The 18,705-nt window shown below is 71.1% G+C and carries 19 protein-coding genes and 1 tRNA gene; 12 read left to right on the top strand and 8 right to left on the bottom strand.

Features of this window, described 5'->3' with window-relative positions:
• Positions 1-21: 21 nt before the first annotated feature.
• On the bottom strand, positions 22-2,298 hold the full coding sequence (locus IPK24_00260; protein MBK8074006.1) for a hypothetical protein: 2,277 nt from the start codon (positions 2,296-2,298) through the stop codon (positions 22-24).
• Between the two features lie 370 nt (positions 2,299-2,668).
• Here IPK24_00260 and IPK24_00255 point away from each other — a divergent pair.
• A tRNA-Ala gene (locus IPK24_00255) sits at positions 2,669-2,741 on the top strand.
• Between the two features lie 60 nt (positions 2,742-2,801).
• On the opposite strand, the gene IPK24_00250 is transcribed toward IPK24_00255, so the two are convergent.
• The 4 genes from IPK24_00250 to IPK24_00235 form a co-directional block, all read right to left on the bottom strand.
• Positions 2,802-3,266, bottom strand: a complete 465-nt coding sequence (locus IPK24_00250; protein ID MBK8074005.1) for a hypothetical protein — start codon at positions 3,264-3,266, stop codon at positions 2,802-2,804.
• Positions 3,263-4,126, bottom strand: coding sequence for a hypothetical protein (locus IPK24_00245; protein ID MBK8074004.1), 864 nt, complete (start codon positions 4,124-4,126; stop codon positions 3,263-3,265). Before IPK24_00245 ends, IPK24_00250 begins: the two co-directional genes overlap by 4 nt.
• 20 nt (positions 4,127-4,146) lie before the next feature.
• Positions 4,147-4,863, bottom strand: a complete 717-nt coding sequence (locus IPK24_00240; GenBank protein MBK8074003.1) for a maleylpyruvate isomerase family mycothiol-dependent enzyme — start codon at positions 4,861-4,863, stop codon at positions 4,147-4,149.
• Between the two features lie 118 nt (positions 4,864-4,981).
• Positions 4,982-6,058 (bottom strand): hypothetical protein, encoded by a 1,077-nt coding sequence (locus tag IPK24_00235; GenBank protein ID MBK8074002.1) that lies wholly within the window; start codon positions 6,056-6,058, stop codon positions 4,982-4,984.
• Between the two features lie 295 nt (positions 6,059-6,353).
• On the opposite strand from IPK24_00235, the gene IPK24_00230 reads away from it, so the two are divergent.
• Positions 6,354-7,322 (top strand): SMP-30/gluconolactonase/LRE family protein, encoded by a 969-nt coding sequence (locus IPK24_00230; protein MBK8074001.1) that lies wholly within the window; start codon positions 6,354-6,356, stop codon positions 7,320-7,322.
• A gap of 125 nt (positions 7,323-7,447) precedes the next feature.
• Here the strand turns inward: IPK24_00230 and IPK24_00225 are convergent, their stop codons facing one another.
• Both IPK24_00225 and IPK24_00220 read right to left on the bottom strand, forming a co-directional pair.
• Positions 7,448-8,914 carry an acyl-CoA synthetase gene (locus IPK24_00225; protein MBK8074000.1) on the bottom strand — a complete coding sequence of 489 codons (1,467 nt, stop codon included), beginning with the start codon at positions 8,912-8,914 and terminating at the stop codon, positions 7,448-7,450.
• Positions 8,915-8,964: 50 nt separating this feature from the next.
• The gene (locus tag IPK24_00220) at positions 8,965-9,279 is read right to left on the bottom strand and encodes a MarR family transcriptional regulator (GenBank protein ID MBK8073999.1); all 315 of its coding nucleotides are present in this window, start codon (positions 9,277-9,279) and stop codon (positions 8,965-8,967) included.
• Between the two features lie 189 nt (positions 9,280-9,468).
• Here IPK24_00220 and IPK24_00215 point away from each other — a divergent pair, with 189 nt between their 5' ends.
• The 8 genes from IPK24_00215 to IPK24_00180 all read left to right on the top strand — a co-directional run bounded on the left by IPK24_00215 (position 9,469) and on the right by IPK24_00180 (position 16,935).
• The gene (locus IPK24_00215) at positions 9,469-10,455 is read left to right on the top strand and encodes a TerC family protein (protein ID MBK8073998.1); all 987 of its coding nucleotides are present in this window, start codon (positions 9,469-9,471) and stop codon (positions 10,453-10,455) included.
• Positions 10,452-11,642, top strand: coding sequence for a hypothetical protein (locus IPK24_00210; protein ID MBK8073997.1), 1,191 nt, complete (start codon positions 10,452-10,454; stop codon positions 11,640-11,642). Before IPK24_00215 ends, IPK24_00210 begins: the two co-directional genes overlap by 4 nt.
• Before the next feature lie 84 nt (positions 11,643-11,726).
• Positions 11,727-11,987 carry a hypothetical protein gene (locus IPK24_00205; protein MBK8073996.1) on the top strand — a complete coding sequence of 87 codons (261 nt, stop codon included), beginning with the start codon at positions 11,727-11,729 and terminating at the stop codon, positions 11,985-11,987.
• A gap of 26 nt (positions 11,988-12,013) precedes the next feature.
• Complete coding sequence (gene glmS / locus IPK24_00200; protein ID MBK8073995.1) at positions 12,014-13,879, top strand: glutamine--fructose-6-phosphate transaminase (isomerizing); 1,866 nt, start codon at positions 12,014-12,016, stop codon at positions 13,877-13,879.
• 230 nt (positions 13,880-14,109) lie between these two features.
• A complete protein-coding gene (locus IPK24_00195) occupies positions 14,110-15,294 on the top strand; it encodes a hypothetical protein (protein ID MBK8073994.1) in 1,185 nt (394 codons plus the stop codon).
• A 50-nt stretch (positions 15,295-15,344) separates the two neighbouring features.
• Positions 15,345-15,878: a GNAT family N-acetyltransferase gene (locus tag IPK24_00190; GenBank protein MBK8073993.1), complete on the top strand. Its 534-nt coding sequence runs from the start codon at positions 15,345-15,347 to the stop codon at positions 15,876-15,878.
• Complete coding sequence (locus IPK24_00185; protein ID MBK8073992.1) at positions 15,875-16,702, top strand: nicotianamine synthase; 828 nt, start codon at positions 15,875-15,877, stop codon at positions 16,700-16,702. Before IPK24_00190 ends, IPK24_00185 begins: the two co-directional genes overlap by 4 nt.
• Before the next feature lie 50 nt (positions 16,703-16,752).
• Positions 16,753-16,935: a hypothetical protein gene (locus tag IPK24_00180; GenBank protein MBK8073991.1), complete on the top strand. Its 183-nt coding sequence runs from the start codon at positions 16,753-16,755 to the stop codon at positions 16,933-16,935.
• Positions 16,936-16,958: 23 nt separating this feature from the next.
• On the opposite strand, the gene IPK24_00175 is transcribed toward IPK24_00180, so the two are convergent.
• Positions 16,959-17,258, bottom strand: coding sequence for a hypothetical protein (locus IPK24_00175; GenBank protein ID MBK8073990.1), 300 nt, complete (start codon positions 17,256-17,258; stop codon positions 16,959-16,961).
• Between the two features lie 118 nt (positions 17,259-17,376).
• Here IPK24_00175 and IPK24_00170 point away from each other — a divergent pair, with 118 nt between their 5' ends.
• A complete protein-coding gene (locus tag IPK24_00170) occupies positions 17,377-17,859 on the top strand; it encodes a hypothetical protein (protein MBK8073989.1) in 483 nt (160 codons plus the stop codon).
• 497 nt (positions 17,860-18,356) lie between these two features.
• Entirely contained in the window at positions 18,357-18,698 is a 342-nt protein-coding gene (locus IPK24_00165) for an antibiotic biosynthesis monooxygenase (protein MBK8073988.1), read from the top strand.
• Positions 18,699-18,705: the final 7 nt, after the last annotated feature.

Raw genomic sequence — 18,705 nt, 5'->3', positions numbered from 1 at the left:
CCCCTCAGCGGTTGAGCATTCTCACCGGTTGAGCGCGGCGAACGCCACCCCCACCTGGGCCTGGCCGGCCTTGGCCCGCTCGGCGTAGCGGGTCTCGGTCCACGTCGGCCAGGTGAACCGGGTGCGATAGGGCACCGAACCACCCACCGAGAAGCTCAGCGTGATGCCCGAGACGGTCTGGGTGGTGGCGGGATCGCCGGCACCGAGCACGGTGCGGCTCGACGGGTCGGCGAAGCCGAGCATCGCCCACGGGATCCGCATCCGGACGGTGTCACCCCCGGCGCGCCAGGTGGCCAGGGAGTTGTAGCCGGGGTCGGCCGGGTCCCAGCGGCCCCGCACCAGCGTGCCGACGTCCTGGTATTCCATGGTCGAGTCGGTCACCCCGGCGTACGAGCGGTTGGTGATCAACCGGTACAGGTGCCACGGCTCGCCGTCCTGCGGCAGCGGCTCCCAGGTGTCGAGCCGGGCCGGGTCGAGCGCTGCGCGGACCAGGGCCCGGCCGTTGCCGGCCCGCGGGTCGATCTCGACCCGGTAGTCGCTCTCGCCGTCGCTGGTGCGCCCGGTGTTGCCCGGCACGACGTCCGCGCTGACGATCAGGGGTTCCCGGGCCGCGGACGCGTAGGCGACGTCGACGTAGACGAAGGACGCGTCGGCGTCCAGGGTCACCTTGGCGATCTTGCCGCCGTCCGGGATCTGTTCGACGTGAGCGCCGGGCAGCCGCTGCGGGTCGGTGGCGACCAGGCCGAAGTACTGCTCGTTGGTCATCACGTCGTGCCAGAGTTGCCGCCGATCGCGCGGGGCCTGGTGCTCCATGGTGTTCCAGGTGAACTTGAACCACTCGTCGGTCCAGGCGAACAGGAAGGCTCCCGACAGGCCCTGGCCCTTGACCAGGCGCAGCAGCGAGGCGTTGATCGCCATCGCCTCCTCTTCGGAGTGCCCGCCCTGATCGCGGCCGCGGGTTCCGGTGTGCGCCGACCCGAGGGACGACGGCACGCCCAGTTCGGTGATCATCACCGGCATGGGCGCGTGGTGCTTCTTCAACGCGCTCAGGTAGGCGGCGTACGGGTCGACCGTGCCCACGGCGGGGCCGGTGAGCTGCGGGGTCTGCAGCTCGGGCTCGTAGCGCAGGAAGTCCGGGTAGTACGGGTAGGCGTGATAGCTGGCGAAGGTGCCGCCCGGCCAGGCCAGCGTGGGCAGCACGTGGTTGGCGTCGACCCCGGGCAGGTCCTCCTCGGGGTTGGGCTCGGCGGGGTGGTGCAGCGGGTCCATGGTGGGCCAGTTGGCGAACGCGATCGGCATCGACCGGCCGTGGGCTGCCTCCAGTTGGGCCAGGGCGTTCATGTGCTTGGCGATCCAGCGCTCGGTCGGCGTCGCGCCGGCGGTGGAGCGGAAGTAACGGCCGTTGACCGGCGGCGCGTCGGTGTGCCGGGCGTCGGTGCGCTGGGTGGCGTGGGGGTCCCACTCCACGCCGATGATCCACGACATCACCCAGGGCGAGGCATCCGCGGTCCAGCGGCCCCAGGCGCGCCCGGGCAGCCGGTTGCGGTTCAAGGTGCCGTGGACGGCGCGGACGGCGTCCGCGATCTCGCCGGCGAAGCCGTCATCGGTGACCGGGTCGTACAGCGTGCCGCCCTTCAGGTAGGTCTCGTCCGGGATGTAGATGCCCTGCACCAGGTAGATCGGGTCCTTGGGGTGAAGCTGGTTGTAGCGCACCAGCTCGGCATAGAACTCGGGCCGGTGGATGGTGTAGATCCGTACCGCGCGGATGCCCAGCCGGCCCATCTGGTCGAACCAGCGCCGGTAGTCGGTTGCCTCGGGCGACAGCTCGCCGGGCTGATGGCCGGGAGTGGTGACCCCGAGGTCGACGCCGGCGATGAAGCTGCGGACGCCGTCCTTGGTGAGCAGGCGCAGGCCGCGGCTGTCGGTGGTGGCCAGGGTGCGCAGCCCGGTGAGGGTCGCCGGGGCGGGCGCCCAGTTCGCGCCGCCGCGCGTCGCGGCGTCGTTGATCCCCGCCCGCGACACGGTGGCCGGGGCGATGCCGGGGCCGGCCGCTGCGCCACCGACCGCTGGGGCGTTCGGGGCGGCGTCGGTCTGGGTCATCGTGGTGAGCAGCCCGAACAGCACGATCGGCACGCCGCCGGCGACCGCGGCGCGGTGCCGCCAGCGCCGCCGACCCGCCGAGCCGGACGACGCACCGGATGACGAACCGGACGACGCGGAGAGCGGCGCAGGGCGCGAGGTGGGCGCGGGCCGCGACGTCGTCGGCCGGGGTCGGGGGGTGGATCCGTCGCCTGTCATGTCGTCTGAGTCGGCTGCCCCGCCTCTCGCCTTGACCCGACCGGGGGACGCCCGTTCGGGTGGGGCGCTGGATCGGACATCTCGGCGTGGGCGCGGTACGGTCGGACGCGTCGCCCCTCGCCCACGCCGGGCGGGCATCGTGACCTGAGGGAGTTCCGGTGAAGAAGATCGTGACCGTGGCACTGGCCGCCGCTGCAGCGTTTGCCGTGTGGCGCAAGGTCGAGGCCGGCAAGGCCGAGCAGGAGCTGTGGGCCGAGGTCACCGACCCGGTCAAGTAGGCCTCACGCAGCCGGACGAGCACCGACGAGCACGGACGAGCACAACGGAGTCGCTCTACGGCGTCTCGACGCCGTACGCTGATTCCTGCCTTGGGGCGTTGGCGCAGTTGGTAGCGCGGTTGCTTTGCAAGCAACAGGTCACCGGTTCGAGCCCGGTACGCTCCACCCTTCTCGTTCCACCTCGTCTCTTCTCGGTCTCTTCTCAGTCTCTTGTCGGTCTTCTCGTCAGGCGACGAGGTCACCCCACGGCCAGGCTCGCATGGTCGTGACGATCTCGTGCAGACCGACGATCACGATGCCCACCGCGACGACGGCCACAGCCCAGCGGCGCGCGGCCACCAGGCTCACCCGAGGTGATGCCGTCGCCTCGAGCGTGCCGTAGAGCGCCCGTTGGAATCGCACCCGGCCCCAGGCGGTGGGGCGATACGTGAGGATCTCGCCGCCCTCGAGCGCCTCGCGCAACGCCAGCTCGGGCGGCGTCAGGGTCGCGTCGTCACCCGTCACCAGTCGTTCGACCGCGGCCTGCTCGCCCACGAACACCAGCCGGACGCCGCCTGCGCCCAGCTCCCGGACCTCCCAGAGCAGGGCCTCGGAGGCGGCCGAGACGTCGAGCAGGAGGGCTTCGGCCGACCGGGCGAAGGCGAGCACCGCCTCACGCCAGATCGCCGACTCGACCGTGACGACGATCAATCGGGGGCCAGGGCGGCACGGGAGGCGGTGGCGACGGTCTCGGACACCTCGGCGAGCCCGGCCAGGGTGGCCACCTGTTGCCGCTTGTGCTGTTCGGCCGCCCGGACCCCGGTGCCGACGGACCCGGCCGACATGATCAGGGGCAGTAACAGCATCAGCACGAGGGTGACGGCGACGAAGGCCAGGAGCCCGACGAAGAACGCGATCCCTGCCCCGGCGAGCAACCGTGCGGCACCGGTCGTCCAGGGCACCGGCCACTGCCTCCAGTCGCCGGCCAGGGAATCCAGCACCGTCAGCGGCTCGCCCTGCCACACCGTCCACCCGATCAGCACCACCCAGGCTGCGGCGTATCCCCGCGCCACCCAGACCCCCCACACGGAGGCCCACCTTTGTCCTGCGGTCACGGCCCGCTGGACGACGGTCGCCGCGGAGACACCCAGCCGCAGCCCCGCGGCCGCGCCGTAGGGCTGAGCGGTGGCGTCGTCCAGGGTGACCACGCGCCAGGAGTACCCCAGGTGATCCAGCGCGCTGGAGACCGCCCGGATGGAGTCCGTGTGCCGAAACCGCCTCAGCCACAAGACCATGCGACGGGGGGTGTTCCGCAGGGTGCGGGCCGAGACGCGCGCCGAGATGGCCACCGCGGCCACCCACAGCCACACGGTCAGGATCTGGGGGCGCAGCTGCGGATCGAGCCCGGAGCTGGTGTCGAGCACCACGAAGAAGGCCAGCACGCCGCCCAGGAAACCGAGCCACATCGCGACACCGCCCACGAGGACCAGGACGCCACCGGTCAGACCCCGGACGCGCCGGCTCCAACGCCGCAGCCGGTAGCCGTGGCGGGCGGTGGCGCGCGTCGTCACCGGCATGCGGTCGGGCGAGGTCAGGCGGGCCGCGGGGGCACCGTGCCGGCGCGGACCCCGTCGGTCACGCCGCGGGCCAGCCAGGCCAGCAGGGCTCCGGGCGATCCCTCGATCAGCTGGCCGCCGTCCCCCGCCGTCCAGGTGCTGCCGTCGTCGGCGCGCAGCTGGACCCCGGTGGCCGTGCCCGACCGCGCCGCGTCGTCCCAGAGCGTGATCTCGAGCTTCGTGAACCGGTGCAGCAGAGCGGGTTCGAGGTCCTCGAAGCCGAACCCGGCGGCCAGATCGGCGTGGTGGTAGACCACCTCGCGCAGCCGCATGGCCGGCACGTTGCCGATCCTGACCCGCTGGCCGCCGGGGGTGCGTTCGACCTGCAGGTCGGCGTGCTCGGGGCGCAGCCGGCGCAGCGCGCCGTCCAGCGTGGCGGCGGACGAGGCGATGTCGGCGAGCTGATCGACCATCGGACGCCGTGCCCCCGTCTCGATGTCGAGCTCGCGCTGCTCGACGCTGGCGTACATGGTCTCGCCGGTGCCGTCGAGGGCGGCCCGGAGCATCGTGGTCAGGCCGTCGGCGTTGCGCGCGATGTGGCTCAGCACGTGGCCGCGGGTCCACCCCGTGCACAGCGAGTCGGCGCCCAGGTCGTCGTCGGTGAGCGTGGCGACGGTGGCGAGCAGCGCCTGGGTGTGCCGGTCCAGGTCGGGGAGAAGGTCGCTGAGAAGGCCGGCGGTCGGGTCGGTCATGTGCCGAGGCTACGTCCTGCCCACCCGGGTCCCCCACCCCCACAACCATGATCACCGTTGGATCGCAGTCTCCTCCGCTTCACCGGGGGGATTCTGCGATCCAACGGTGATCTCGGGTTCAGCCTCGGACGCCGACGTGGGTCAGCGCCACCACGGTCGGAGCCTTGCCCGACTCGAACGCGCCATTGGTGAGGTAGAGCGTGGCGCGGTCACGAGCTGTCACGCCGAACACCACCTGGGTCGGGTAGTCCAGCCAGCTGGTGTGTTCGGCCACCAGCCGCACCCGGCCCGTCCGGTCGACGGTGAGCAGTGCGCCGCTACCGACGGTGCCGCTGCGGGTAGCAGTCACCCACAGCCGGCCGATGGCATCGAACGTGATGCCGTCCGCGGTCTTCAGCAGGGTGTTGCGGGCCATGATGCTGAGCGGTCCCGGGGTGCCGCGGCGGGTCACCGGCACCCGCACGACCAGGCCGGAGTCGTAGACCACGCCGTACAACACGTCACCGCGGAAGGTGATGCCGTTCAGCCCGAAGTGCCCGGCGCTCGCGGTCAGCACGGTCGAGCTCAGCCACGGCCGGCTCGGCGTGACGACGCGGCGGGCATCGGTCCGGGTGCGCCAGATCTTGCCGACGCTGTCCGCCACGTACAGGTAGCGGCCGTGGACGGCGAGGCCGTTGGGGAACGCCGCCGTGCCCATCGCCCCGTTGGGCAGCGTGAGCACCCGGGTGGCGCGCCCGTTCGGGTCGATCCGGAACACCCCGGGGTTGATGGTGGGCAGACCGGGCTCCTGCCAGGCGGCCAGCCCGACGAACAGGTGGCCGGTCTGATCGAAGGCCAGCCCCGTGATCAGGCCACCGGTGATCGCCGGACCGAACGGGGTCCGCCGTCCGGCCGGGGTGACCCGGTACACCTGACCGGTGTTCCAACTGGTGGCGCTCCAGGTCGTCACCGCGACGTAGAGCGTGCCGTCCCGAGCGACGGCCATGCTCTCGGCGAAGGCGCCGGCCATGCCCTTGTCGAACGTGGTGACCAGGCGCGCGGTCGGACCATGTTGTGCCGGTGCTGCCGGTGCAGCCACCCGACTCACCGGCACGGGATGCGCCGGCCCGCTCGATACGGGTGCGGCCGAGGCGGGTGCCACGGCCAGGCTCATCGCCAGCGCGGCACCGAGGGCGAGGATGGATCGGACTCTCATGATGAACTCCCCCCACAGCAGATGCCGCTCGCCAGGTTCGCCGAGGCTCGACGGATCGAGGACAGGCCGGAGGGTGGACGCGCCGACGGAGCGGCAGTTCCAGGCCTACGCCCGTGATCGCGGTGGTGACAGTTGCCAACGTCCCGGCCGATGGGCGCCCAGCGTCGGCTCGGACGGCGCCGGTGCGTGATCGCGCTCCGACAAGGCGTGATCTACATCACCCGTTCGTGCTAGCTTCCCCCTCAGCCGATCATCGACCGTGCGGCGGGCAGCGCCGCGAGCTCCGGGAGTGGCCATGAAGGTTCTGCGTCGCATCGTTCCGCTGGCGGCCGTGGCATCGCTGTCCCTGGGGATGGCCCCGAGTGCCCCCGCAGCGGTGGGCACCAGCCCGTCGCGTCCGACCCCGGACATCGTGATCAGCGGGATCTTCGATCGGCCCGAGTCGGTGCTGCACGACACCCGTCGCGACGTCTACCTGGTCTCGAACATCACCAACGGCCCGCGTGACACCGACAACACCGGCTTCATCTCCCGGGTGGCGCCCGACGGTCAAGTGCTGGCCGCGCGCTGGATCGCCGGCGGCGTCCGGGGGGTCACACTCAACGCGCCCAAGGGCATGGCGATCGCCCGGGGCCTGCTGTACGTGGCCGACATCGACCAGCTGCGGATCTTCGATGCAGCGACCGGGGCGCCCCGCGGCAGCATCGCCTTCCCGAACGCCACCTTCCTCAACGACGTGGCCAGTGACGAGCACGGCACCGTGTACGTGACCGACATCGGGTTCACCACCGTCCCGGCGTTCGGCCCCAGCGGCACCGATGCGGTCTATCGGGTCTCGCCGCGTGGCGCGGTCAGCGTGGTGGCGGCGGGCAATGCGGTGCTGCATCACCCCAACGGGGTCACGGTGCGCCCGGACGGCCGGTTGCTGGTGGTCACCTACGACCCGTTCGACGGCACCCGCGAGATGTTCACCCTGGACGCCGCCGGCCGGAAGTCGAACGTGATCACCCTGCCGACCGGTCTGCTGGACGGCGTCGAGATCACTCCGCGAGGCGTGCTGGTGTCGAGCTGGGTCGACTTCTCCAACGCGACGGCAGCCGTGATCTACCTGGTGCGCCGCGACGGGTCGATCGTGCAGGTGGCGGGCGGGTTCCAGAACGCCGCGGACATCGGTTACGACCTGCGCCGCAACCGGATCCTGATCCCGGCCCTGCCCGATCCGGGCACCGGTGGCCGAGTGGTGATCCGTTCACTGGGCCGCTGAGGCGCCGCCGAGGGGTCGCTGACCGCCCGCTGACCCATCCGTGATCATGCAATCCGTGCACGTTTTGTGCACGGATTGCATGATCACGGGATCACCTTTCCCGAACGGGGGGGATGATCCGGCGATCAGCTCGTGAGTCGGCTCTTGACCACCTTGCCCATGGCGTTGCGCGGCAGGGCATCGACCAGCTGGACGACGCGCGGCCGCTTGTGCACCGACAGCCGCTGGGCGACGAACGCACTCAGCGCCTCGGCCCCGACGCCGTCGGCCACGACGAATGCGGTGACGGCCTCGCCCAGGTCGGGGTGCGGTGTCCCGATCACGGCCGCCTCTCGCACGGCGGGGTGGGCGAGCAGGGCGTCCTCGACCTCGCCGGCGCCGATCCGGTAGCCGCCGGAGGAGATCAGGTCGGTGCTGGCCCGCCCGACGATCCGGTGCATGCCGCCGGCGTCGCGGACGGCGATGTCGCCGGTGTGCATCCACCCCTGGGCGTCCAGCACCGCCGCGGTCGCCTCGGGCCGGTGGTGATAGCCGGAGAACAGCATGGGGCCGCGCACCCAGATCTCCCCCGGGGTGGTGCCGTCGTCCGGCACATCCGCGCCCTCGTGCACCAGCCGGGTGCTCACGCCGCGCACCGGCAGGCCGACCCATCCCGGACGGCGCTCGCCGTCCGCCCGGGTCGACAGGGTGATCATCGTCTCGGTCATGCCGTAGCGCTCGACGGCGCGGTGGCCGGTGAGGGACTCCAAGCGGTCGAAGACCGGAATCGGCAGTGCAGCGCTGCCCGAGACGAGTAGTCGTGCACCCCGAAGTGCCTGTGCTGCAGCGGGTTCGGCGACGAGCCGGGACCAGACGGTGGGCACGCCGAAGTAGAGCGTGCCAGCGGACTCGGTGGCGGCGTGGGCATAGGCCTCGGGGGTCGGTCTCCCGGTGTGCACCACCGGCGACCCCACCCGCAGCGCGCCGAGCACCCCCAGGACCAAACCGTGCACATGGAACAGCGGCAGGCCGTGCACCAGCCGATCGGCGGCGGTCCACTGCCAGGCCTCGGCCAGCGCGTCGAGCCCGGCGGCCAGCGCCCGGCGTCCGAGGATGGCGCCCTTGGGTGCCCCGGTGGTGCCGCTGGTGTAGATCAACAGCGCGGCGTCGTCCGGTGATCTCGCCGGTGACCAGCCGGCCGAGGGCGCCCGCGGCAGGTCGGCCACGGTGATCACCGGCAGGCCGAGGTCGGTCGTGGTGGTCGTGGTGGGCGTAGTCGTCTCAGTGGGCATGGTCTGCCTGTCCTCGCCGGTCAGCACCAGCTCGGCGCCGGAGTCGCGCAGCAGATGGGCGCGCTCGGCCGGCCCGGAGTCGGGCGGCAGCGTGACCACGGGTACGCCGGCGAGCAGGCCACCGACCACCGCGATCACCGTCTCGAGGGTGGGCGTGGCATGGACGGCGACGGTGCCCGCCCCGGCGATGCGCTCGCCGACCGCGCCCGCGCGGTCGAGCAGGTCCGGCGACGCCAGGGTGCGGCCGGCGATCGTCACGGCGTCCGGGCGCTCGACGGCGTCCGGCGCGGTCAGGGCGGCGAGCAGGTCGGGGGACGACACCCTGCCACCCTGGCACAGCGGCGTCCGGTCGGTCTGGGGTGAGCTGTCGGTCAGCTGTCGGCCAGGGCGTGCCGAGCCCGAGATCGCGACGCCGAGAAGAGCGCGAGGAGGTCGTCCACGCTGCGCCCTGCCTCCAGTTGGTGTCGGAACGGCCGACCGGACAGGAGCTGGTAGTGCGTGCGCCGGCCGATCCGGTGCCGGGCCAGGTATCCCTCGTCCTCCAGCTCGGCGACGATCGTCTGCACTCGTCGCTCGGTGACCCCGACCTGCGCGGCCAGGTCTCGGACCCGGATCTCGGGCTCGCGGGAGACCGCGAGCAACACGTGGGCGTGGTTGCTGAGAAAGGTCCAGGTCGCGCTTGACACCTGAAAGAGATTACCTGAAACTCATATCACTGGTCGAGATGATCCTCGGCCACGAAGGGGAGTATCCCGAGACGTCCCGGTCGTCAGTACGGCGCGCTGACAGAGCACTGTCGAGCAGGCCCGGCCGGGGTGGGCGCGGTGGCGTCGGGAGAGACCTTCGGTCAGCACCTGTCGACCGGAGGTTTGCCGATGGATGTTCCGCTGTGGCTCTGGCTCACCGTGCTCGCCGTCATCGCCGTGATGCTCGCCGTCGACCTGCTCGCCCATCGCCGGGCCCACGTGGTGCCGGTGCGCGAGGCCGCCGTGTGGAGCGGGGTGTGGGTCGCCCTCGGCCTGGCCTTCGGTGGCGTGGTGTGGGCACTCTTCGGCGCCCAGGCGGCCGGGGAGTACTACGCGGGGTATCTGATCGAGAAGAGCCTCGCCGTCGACAACGTCTTCGTCTTCGCCCTGATCTTCACCGCTTTCGCCGTGCCGCGGGAGTACCAGCACCGGGTGCTGTTCTACGGGGTGCTGGGTGCGCTGGTGATGCGCGCGGGCTTCATCGCCGCCGGCGCGGCGCTGATCGATGCCTTCGCGTGGGTGCTCTATCTGTTCGGGGCACTGCTCGTGGTGACCGGGGTGCAGATGTTCCGGCACCGGAACGATCACGGCGACCCGGCCAACCATCGCGTGTTGCGGCTCACCCGACGGCTGATCCCCAGCACCCAGACCTGGCACGGAACCCGGTTCTGGGTCCGAGAGAACGGGCGCTGGGTGGCCACGCCCCTGTTCACCGTGTTGATCCTGATCGAGACCACCGACCTGATCTTCGCGGTCGACTCCATCCCCGCGATCTTCGCGGTGACCCGCGAGCCGTTCCTGGTCTTCACCAGCAACGCCTTCGCGATCCTGGGGCTGCGCGCGATGTACTTCCTGCTCGCCGACCTCATCCACCGGTTCGTCTACCTGAAGCTGGGCCTGGCCGTGGTGCTGGTCTTCGTGGGCGTGAAGATGCTGCTGCTCGACGTCTACAAGGTGCCGATTGCCCTCTCGCTGGTCGTGATCGCCAGCGTGATCACGACGTCCGTCGTGGCCAGTCTGGCCCGAACCCGAACCCGCACCGGTGATTCCGAGAACCCGTCCGATCCGTCGTCCGATCTGTCATCCGCTTCGTCGACCCCTGGAGGACCGTCATGACCACTGCCGACCTCGATCGCGCAGGCACCACCTCGTCCGGTGACCACCCGGACGCGCCGACGCCGCAGAGTTCGCCCGCGGTGCCGGTGAACGGGGTGACGCCGCGCCTGGTCACCGCTCTGCAGTCGGCGACCGGTCACCCGTGTGTGTCCCTGCTGCTCAGCACGACACCGGCTGCCCGCATGCTCCGCGAGGACGCTGCCCGACTGCACGGCCTGCTGCGCGAGGCGGAACGCCGACTGGTGGAGGTCGAGGCCCTGCCCGGGGTGCGGTCGACGGTGGTGAACCCGTTGCGCGACCTGGTCGAGAGCGCCTGTCGTGGTCCGGCCACCCAGGCCCTGGCGGTCTTCGCCTCGGCGGCCGTCCATTCCGTGGTGCAGCTCGATCTGCCGGTGGTGGAGCGGGTCGTCGTCGACCCCACCTTCGCCACGCGCGACCTGGTGCGGGCGCTGCACCGGACGCCGCGCCACGTCGTCCTGGCGTTGAGCGCTCACGAGGCCCGGCTGTTCGACGGAATCGGCGCTCGGCTGCACCCCGCGCAGACCCGGGCCTTCCCGGTCGCGACCGCTGAGCACGACGAGCGCGGACGAGGTCGTGGCGGCCGTCGATCCGGCCGCCGGCCCACCGGCCCCGAGGCCCGCAAGGCCTTCCTGAGGCAGGTCGACCGGGCGCTGGGTGCCTACCTCCGTATCCAGCCGGCGCCCCTGGTCCTGGTGGGCACTGAGCGGGTGGTGGCCGACTTCCGTCGGATGTCGGTCAACCTGGGTCGGTTGGCCGGGTGGGTGCCCGGCAGCCTGGTCACCTCGCCCACCACCGAGCTGGTGCCCCGGATCCGGGTGGTGCTCGAGCAGTACCTGGTGTCTCGGCACCAGGAGGCGATCGAGCTGCTGCACCGTCGGGCGGGCGAGGGCCGGGTGGCCTCGGGCATCCAGGCGGCCTGGCGTGCCGCGCACGCCGAGCGGCCCGAGATGCTCGTGGTGGAGGAGAGCTACGTCCACCCGGCCCGACTCGGCCCCGACGACACGGTGATCGACCCGGAGCCGCACGGCCTCGACGCACCTGACGTGATCGATGATCTGGTGGACGAGCTCATCGAGGCCGTGCTCCGCCGGGGTGGCTGGGTGGCCTTCGCCGAGGACGACGCGTTGCAGGCGCACGGCCGGGTGGCGCTGTCGTTGCGGCCGTGAGCAATCCCCCACTTGGTGAGGATTCCTGCCCGAATTCGGGCAGATCTTTGGTGATCACCGCACTGAGCGTGCACAGTGGGTTGGGTGTTGACCCCTGAGCTCGTCGACCGCGTCGCGGCCAGCACCGGGCTGACCCCCGGTGAGGCCGCGCGGGTGATCGACGATGTCCTGGCGTACTACCGCGAGGACGTCGAGGGGTACGTCCGGCGCCGTCACGCGCACCTGCAGGCGCACGGCGTCCGGAACGACCAGGCCTTCTCGATGATCGCCGAGGAACTGACCCACCGCCTGGTCGCCCCACCGACCCTGTCGCTGCGCCAACTGCGCCGCATCATCTACGGCTGACCCAGCCCTTCAGGAGACCTGCCCCCATGTGCGGAATCGTCGGCTACATCGGCAGCCAGAACGCCACCCCGTTGCTCATCGAGGGCCTGATGCGCCTGGAGTATCGCGGCTACGACTCGGCCGGGCTGGCCGTGCTGACCGGCGCGAAGGGGTCGTCCAAGGGCGAGCCCGCGGCCGAGATCACCACCGTGCGCCGGGTGGGTCGGGTGCGCGACCTGGCGAACGCCGTCCCGAAGCGGTTGAGCGGGGTGGCCGGCATCGGTCACACCCGGTGGGCCACGCACGGCCCGGCAACCGAGCCGAACGCGCACCCGCACGCCAGTGCGGACGGCCGGATCAGCGTGGTGCACAACGGGATCATCGACAACGCGCCCCAGTTGCGGGCCCGACTCGAGAAGGACGGCGTGCCGCTGGCCTCCGACACCGACACCGAGGTGATCGCCCACCTGATCGCGCGCTCGAGTGCGGACACGCTCGAGGCCAAGGTGCTCGACGCGCTGACGAAGATCGAGGGCACCTACGCCATCGCCGTCCTGGATGCCGCCTTCCCGGACCGGATCGTGGTGGCGCGCAACGGGTCTCCGCTGATCCTGGGCGTGGGCGCGAAGGAGATGTTCGTCGCCAGCGACGTCTCGGCCCTGGTGCGGCACACCACCTCGGTGATCCACCTGCACGACGGCGAGCTGGCCACGGTGTCGGCGACCGGGTATCGCACCTTCTCGCGCGAGAGCGACGACACACACCGCGAGCCGGTCGAGATCGAGGTCGAGGCCGGCGATCTGGAGCTGGCCGGGTACGCGCACTACATGGCCAAGGAGATTCACGAGCAGCCCGACGCGGCCGCCGCGGTCATGCGCGGCCGGATCGACGAGCGCTTCGGGACGGCGCGGCTGGACGGGCTCAATCTCGGCCCGCGCGAGCTGCGGGCGTTCAAGCGGGTGAAGATCCTGGGCTGCGGGTCGGCGTACTACGTCGGTCAGATGGGCGCCTCGATGATCGAGGAGCTGGCGCGCATCCCCGCGGACGCCGAGCCGGCCTCGGAGTTTCGCTACCGCAACCCGATCATCGAGCCGGACACGCTCTACGTCGTGGTGTCGCAGTCGGGTGAGACCGCCGACACCGCGTTCGCCGTCGCCGAGGTCAAGCGCAAGGGTGGCACGGTGCTCGGCGTGGTCAACGTGGTGGGCTCGACCATCGCCCGCGAGGTGGACGGCGGCATCTACCTGCACGCCGGGCCGGAGGTGGCGGTGGCCTCGACCAAGGCGCTGACCACCATGGCGATCGCGTTCGCGCTGCTGGCGTTGTTGCTGGGGCGGGTGCGTGACCTGTCGGTGGCCGACGGGCAGCGGATCATCGCCGGGCTGCGCAAGGTACCGGCCCAGATCCGCGAGATCCTGGACGGCGAGGCGCAGTTGGCCGATGTGGCCAAGAGCCTGGCCGAGGCGCAGAGCTGCTTCTTCATCGGGCGGGTGCGTGGCTACCCGGTGGCGCGCGAGGGGGCGCAGAAGCTCAAGGAGGTCAGCTACATCCACGCCGAGGCGTATCAGACCAGTGAGCTGAAGCACGGCCCGCTGGCGTTGATCAGCCCCGAGATGCCGACCATCGCGCTGATCCCGGACGACGAGCTCACCGACCGCAATCTGGCTGCCGCCGAGCAGGTCCTGGCCCGGCGGGGCCCCCTGGTGGCGATCACCCACCCCGGCGTGGACGTCGCCGGGCTGGGCTCTGAGGAGCACCACGTGCCCACGGTCGTCGTCCCCAAGAACGAGCCGGAGCTGGACCCGATCCTGCTCACGATCCCGCTGCAGGTGCTCGCTTATCACGCGGCGTTGAACCGGGGGTTGGACATCGACAAGCCCCGCAACCTCGCCAAGTCCGTCACCGTCGAATAACCCCACCAAACCCGCTCATGCTCCGTGGGTGACTGCTCGTGATCCGCGGCTGACGCGTTCGAGGCTTGTTTCGAGTCCCGGGCTCGTCACCTGAGGAGCATGAGCGCACCACGGGTGGGCGCTCGGGGTGGGCCCGCACCTCCGAGTAGGGCGCTTGTCGGCCCTGGGGCTGAACCTGCCCGGCGGCGACACAGTTGATAACGACAACGCTTTTCATTTAGCCTGACGGCATGACGCGACCTCTCATCTCCCGTTCCGCCGTCCTCGTCGGTCTGTGCGCCGCTCTGGTCAGCTCGGTCGGGTCGGCCTCACCGGTCTGGGCCTCACCGCGACCCCCAGCGGCCACGCCCGCATCTGCGGGACGCCTCGTGGTGTCCCATGCCGGAGGCGCAGTCATCCTCGATGCCGGCACGTTGTCAACGGTGGGCTCGGTGTCGACGACTGCCCGACCCGGGGTCTCACCTCTCGGCACGGGACACCACGTGGCGCTGACCCCGGCGGCCACCGGTCAGGTGCTCCTGCTCGACACCGGTGATCCCGCCCGTCGAGGCAGGGCCGCCCAGCCCCACCTGGAAGCCGGCCGACTGGCGGGCAGTGCCCCCGGGCACGTCGTCGGGGAGCACGGCAAGACAGCGGTCTTCGACGACGGCAGCGGCGTGATCCAGGTCTTTCGGGACGATCAGGTGGAGCGCCGCGCACTGGCTGTGAACGTGCTGGCACCCTTCGCGGCTCACCACGGCATTGCCGTCCCGCTGCCGTCGGGCTACCTCGTGAGCGTGCCGGCCGTCGGCTCCACGGCCAGGGTCGGCCTGGCGCGGATCGGGGAGGACGGCCGGGTGATCTCCCGCTGGGATACCTGCCCAGGCCTGCACGGGGACGGGCCGGCCAAGGGGGGTGTCGTGGCGTTCGGTTGTGATGACGGCGTGGTGCTCTATCGCACAGGATCGGTGCGCAAGGTCACGGAACCGGCCGGGGCTACCGGACGGGTGAGTGCCCTGGCGGGAACGGAGGACTCCCCGGTCGTGGTCGGCAACTTCAGCTCCACCGAGTTGGCCCTGATCGACACCCGATCCGCGGCCATGCGGCTGGTGGACCTGGGCCGGGCCTTCGGCTCCTTCACCCGGGATGACTCCGGGGATGTGGTGGTGCTCGGTGTCGATGGTGCCGTACACCTGATCGACGAGGTGAGCGGACGGGTCACCGGGTCCGTGCCGGCGATTCCCGCATGGACGCCGCCGACCGATTTCACGGTGGCCCGGCCGACCATGACCCTGGTCGACGGAGACGCAGTGATCTGCGATCCGCGTACCGATGAGGTGCTGGTGGTCGATCTGGCCGAGCGCCGCGTCGCTCGCCGCGCCACCCTGCCGGTGGATCCCTTCGCCGTGTTCTCGGTCACGGGGCATCAGCACTGACCATCGCGTCCACGCCGACCGGTGACAGGGATGATCAGAGTGGGTGACCGATGAGCGTCACTCTCGCGTGCCGAGAAGACCTGGCACCGGCGGGGCGGGTAATGCGGTCGGTGCTCGATTCCGATCTCGGCGGGTACCGGTCCCACTGGCATGCCGACCTCGACGACTTGGGTGCGGCGTACCTCGAACGCCCCCGCCGCGCACTGTTCGTCAGTCGCGATCACGATATGGTCGTGGGAACGGCTGCGGTACGTCCCTGTGCCCTGCTCAGCCCACCGAACCCGGACTGGCTTGCCGCCGAATACAACCGCGACGACACCTGCCAGCTGGTGCGGGTCTGGGTCGACGCGGCCGCCCGCCGCGGTGGCCACGGCCGAGCACTGGTCCGTGCAGCGGCTGCCTGGGCGGTCGGAGTCGGCGGATACCGGCGGATCTACCTGCACACCGACGCCCGGGTGCGTGGGGCCGAGGCATTCTGGAGGGCGATGCCCACCCGCCTGGTGCACGACGCCCGTGATGCGGTCGGCCGCTGTGTCCACTTCGAGCTCGAGGCCCGGGCCTGGGTTCGCGAGAAGGCCCGGTGATTGTCGAGCAGCCCCTGGCGCAGCGCATCATCTCGCTCTACCACCTGCTGCGGGCACGCCCGAATCTCGCCCCCTCGCCCGTGGTGAACGCGCTGTTCGCCGAGTTGGTCAGGTGTGTGACCGATCCCGGAGAGTCCGAGGCCGCGGTACTCGCGCACCAGCAGGTGGGTCGGATCCGTCCGCACCTGCTCGAGCTCTGCGCCCTGGGTGAGGGACTGCTCGAGGCCCACTGGGCCAGACAGATCATCGGCAGTCCCCATGCGGCGGAAGAGCTCGGCAGGTTCCCCTACGTCGAGAACTACGCCCAGCTCACCCGCCTCGAGTTGCACGCGCTCGCTGCCAGCGGACTGGACGGCGCCCTTCCGCGGCGGGTCTGTTTCATCGGCGGCGGGCCGCTGCCGCTCACCGCACTCGAGCTCGCTCGGGCCGGGGTCGCGGTTCGGGTCCTCGACAAGGATGGGCCGGCGGTCGACCTGGCCTGCGACGTGGTGCGCCGGCTCGACCCGGAGCAGCCGGTCGAGGTGGTGCTGGCCGATGCGCGTCGTCGGGGCGATCTCGGCCCTGGCGTCGAGGACTGCGAGGTGGTCATCGTCGCGGCGTTGGTCGGCCTGACGCGGGCGGACAAGCACGCTGTGCTGCGCTCGCTCGCGGCCGTGATGCCTCGTGGCGCCCGGGTGCTGATGCGCAGTGCCCATGGCCTGCGGGCACTTCTCTACCCGGTCGTCGAGGTGGACGACGTCCGCGCAGCAGGGTTTCGTCCCTGTGTCCTGGTGCATCCGTTCGGTGAGGTGGTCAATTCGGTGCTGGTCGCGGGGCGTCCCTGAGCACCCTCTGCCCGGCGGTCACCGACACCCGGGCTGGAGGACGGCAGGGAATGAAAACGGTAATCGTTACAAAATGGGTCCCCAGCATCGACCAGCAGCAACTCCGGCGGATCCGGCTCGCCTTCAGCGGGCTGGAGCTGACTCCGTCCGAACATGCTCGTGGAGCCGACTGGTGGGCGGCCCAGGGGGACGACGTCGACCCGTGGCTCGGAGACCTGGTGGACTGCTCGTGAGTCGGTGGTGACTCCTACACCGGTCAGGACGAGCCGTCGGCGGGTTCGGCCGCCTGTACCAACCGCCGATTGATCCGCAGCCGCGAACGACTGAACCAGGCGACGGCCAGACTGCCCGCCAGTAGCGGGATGGCCAGGGCAAGGGTCACCGAGCCCGTGCTCAGATCGGCCCAGTTCGCGATGATCACGACCAGGCCGACCGCCACGAACACCAGCGAGCCGGCGAAGGTCTGCAGCGTGCGGCGGTAGCGTCGGCGCGCCCAGGGCAGGAAGTCTGTGCCGGTGGGTACTGGTCGCCCGCCGCGAGTTCGTGGCTCCGGCATCTCACCTCCCCGATGATCAGGCAGACCCTACCCGCCCCCTACCCGCCGTGACCGAGCCGGCTCTGGGTCCTCTCGGGGTCCCCCTGCACGGAGATACCCCAGTGGGTATGTTGTGCAGATGTCCGCGCTCCTCCTGCTCCGTGGTTGGCCGGCTCGGCGGTGGTTGGTGGCTCTGGCGACCTCCGTCGCCACCGTGGTGGTGGTCGGCGTCCCGACCGTGCTCGTGCCCAACCCGGTGTTCCATCGCGACATCGCGGTGACGGGGTGGGCCTGGCCGGTGCTGCTGCTGACAGCGGTGCTGTCGGGGCTGCTCACGGCCACCTATGTACGGGTGCCCGGTGACCCCGGCCACCCCGGCGATGTCACCGCCACGCAGGCCCCGGGCTCGCGGTGGGGGGCAGCGGGTGGGCTGCTCACGTACTTCGCCGTGGGCTGCCCGGTGTGCAACAAGATCGCCCTGCTGGCCCTGGGCTATACCGGTGCCCTGCGCTGGTTCGCCCCGGTGCAGCCCTACCTGGCCGTCGCCGGCCTCGCCCTGCTCGGTTATGCCCTGCTCCGCCGCCTCCAGGGCGAACTCGCCTGCCCGGTCCGACCCGCCTGAACCCACGACGTCCCCCGGCGCTCGCCAAAGACCCGAAATGGTCGCCATGACGGCTGAATAGCGACCATTTCGGGTCTTTGGGTGGCTGGCGGGCGCACCACTACCGCAGCGCCCGGGGAGACGAGATCGACCTGGTGTTCGTTCGGGGTGGGCGTCCGCAGGTCGCCGTGGAGGTGACGCGCTCCACGGCGCCGTCGGTGAGCGCGCGGGATACCGTCGGGCGATCAGCGATCTGGGTGTCGAAGCCTGCTACCTGGTGCGACCGCAGGCAGGCGGTGAGCCCTATGTGACGGACAGCGTCACGGTGATCGGCCTGACCGACCTGGTGCACCGCTTCCGCGTCGCCCAACCCTGACGGGGTAGCCCGCCCCGATCAGGGCATCACCGGGTAGCGCCGGGTTAGCCCGCGTCTGCGAGGGCAAACCCGGCCCTACCCGTGGCCGAGCTCGCCGCGGATCACCTGAACGCTCCTGTGACGCCGGGGCTAGCCTGGCTGCATGGTGGTGGAGCAGGTGGAGCTCGTCGTGTCCGGCGGGCAGGAGGCCGCCTTCGAGGCGGCCCTGTGTGAGGTGCGGCAGCGGGTCTTCGCCTCGCCCGGCTTCCGCGGATTCGCGGTGGCCCAGGGCCTGCAGGATCACCCCGCCACCTACCTGGTCCAGGTGCGCTGGCAGACGCCGGAGGAACTGGCCGCCCACATGGACACCCGGTCCGTGCGCTGCTGGGCCCCGGTCGAGCCCTACCTTGCCGGGACGCCCCGGGTGACCCACTACCTCGAGCGTCCGAGCCTGGACCTGAACGGCCCAGGCGTGATCACGGACCTGGCCTGGCTCACCTCGTGACGAGCGC

The sequence above is a fragment of the Kineosporiaceae bacterium genome (assembly GCA_016713225.1).
Taxonomy (GTDB): domain Bacteria; phylum Actinomycetota; class Actinomycetes; order Actinomycetales; family Kineosporiaceae; genus JADJPO01.
This window is presented reverse-complemented; position numbering and strand designations above follow the sequence as displayed.

What these genes read in the sequence shown, in the direction of transcription:
- IPK24_00175 (MBK8073990.1), bottom strand. Translation starts at nt 17,258, where the DNA reads ATGCCGGAGCCACGAACTCGCGGCGGGCGACCAGTACCCACCGGCACA.
- IPK24_00190 (MBK8073993.1), top strand. Translation starts at nt 15,345, where the DNA reads ATGAGCGTCACTCTCGCGTGCCGAGAAGACCTGGCACCGGCGGGGCGG.
- IPK24_00235 (MBK8074002.1), bottom strand. Translation starts at nt 6,058, where the DNA reads ATGAGAGTCCGATCCATCCTCGCCCTCGGTGCCGCGCTGGCGATGAGC.
- IPK24_00240 (MBK8074003.1), bottom strand. Translation starts at nt 4,863, where the DNA reads ATGACCGACCCGACCGCCGGCCTTCTCAGCGACCTTCTCCCCGACCTG.
- IPK24_00260 (MBK8074006.1), bottom strand. Translation starts at nt 2,298, where the DNA reads ATGACAGGCGACGGATCCACCCCCCGACCCCGGCCGACGACGTCGCGG.
- IPK24_00180 (MBK8073991.1), top strand. Translation starts at nt 16,753, where the DNA reads ATGAAAACGGTAATCGTTACAAAATGGGTCCCCAGCATCGACCAGCAG.
- IPK24_00230 (MBK8074001.1), top strand. Translation starts at nt 6,354, where the DNA reads ATGAAGGTTCTGCGTCGCATCGTTCCGCTGGCGGCCGTGGCATCGCTG.
- IPK24_00195 (MBK8073994.1), top strand. Translation starts at nt 14,110, where the DNA reads ATGACGCGACCTCTCATCTCCCGTTCCGCCGTCCTCGTCGGTCTGTGC.
- IPK24_00215 (MBK8073998.1), top strand. Translation starts at nt 9,469, where the DNA reads ATGGATGTTCCGCTGTGGCTCTGGCTCACCGTGCTCGCCGTCATCGCC.
- IPK24_00210 (MBK8073997.1), top strand. Translation starts at nt 10,452, where the DNA reads ATGACCACTGCCGACCTCGATCGCGCAGGCACCACCTCGTCCGGTGAC.
- glmS (MBK8073995.1), top strand. Translation starts at nt 12,014, where the DNA reads ATGTGCGGAATCGTCGGCTACATCGGCAGCCAGAACGCCACCCCGTTG.
- IPK24_00170 (MBK8073989.1), top strand. Translation starts at nt 17,377, where the DNA reads ATGTCCGCGCTCCTCCTGCTCCGTGGTTGGCCGGCTCGGCGGTGGTTG.
- IPK24_00165 (MBK8073988.1), top strand. Translation starts at nt 18,357, where the DNA reads ATGGTGGTGGAGCAGGTGGAGCTCGTCGTGTCCGGCGGGCAGGAGGCC.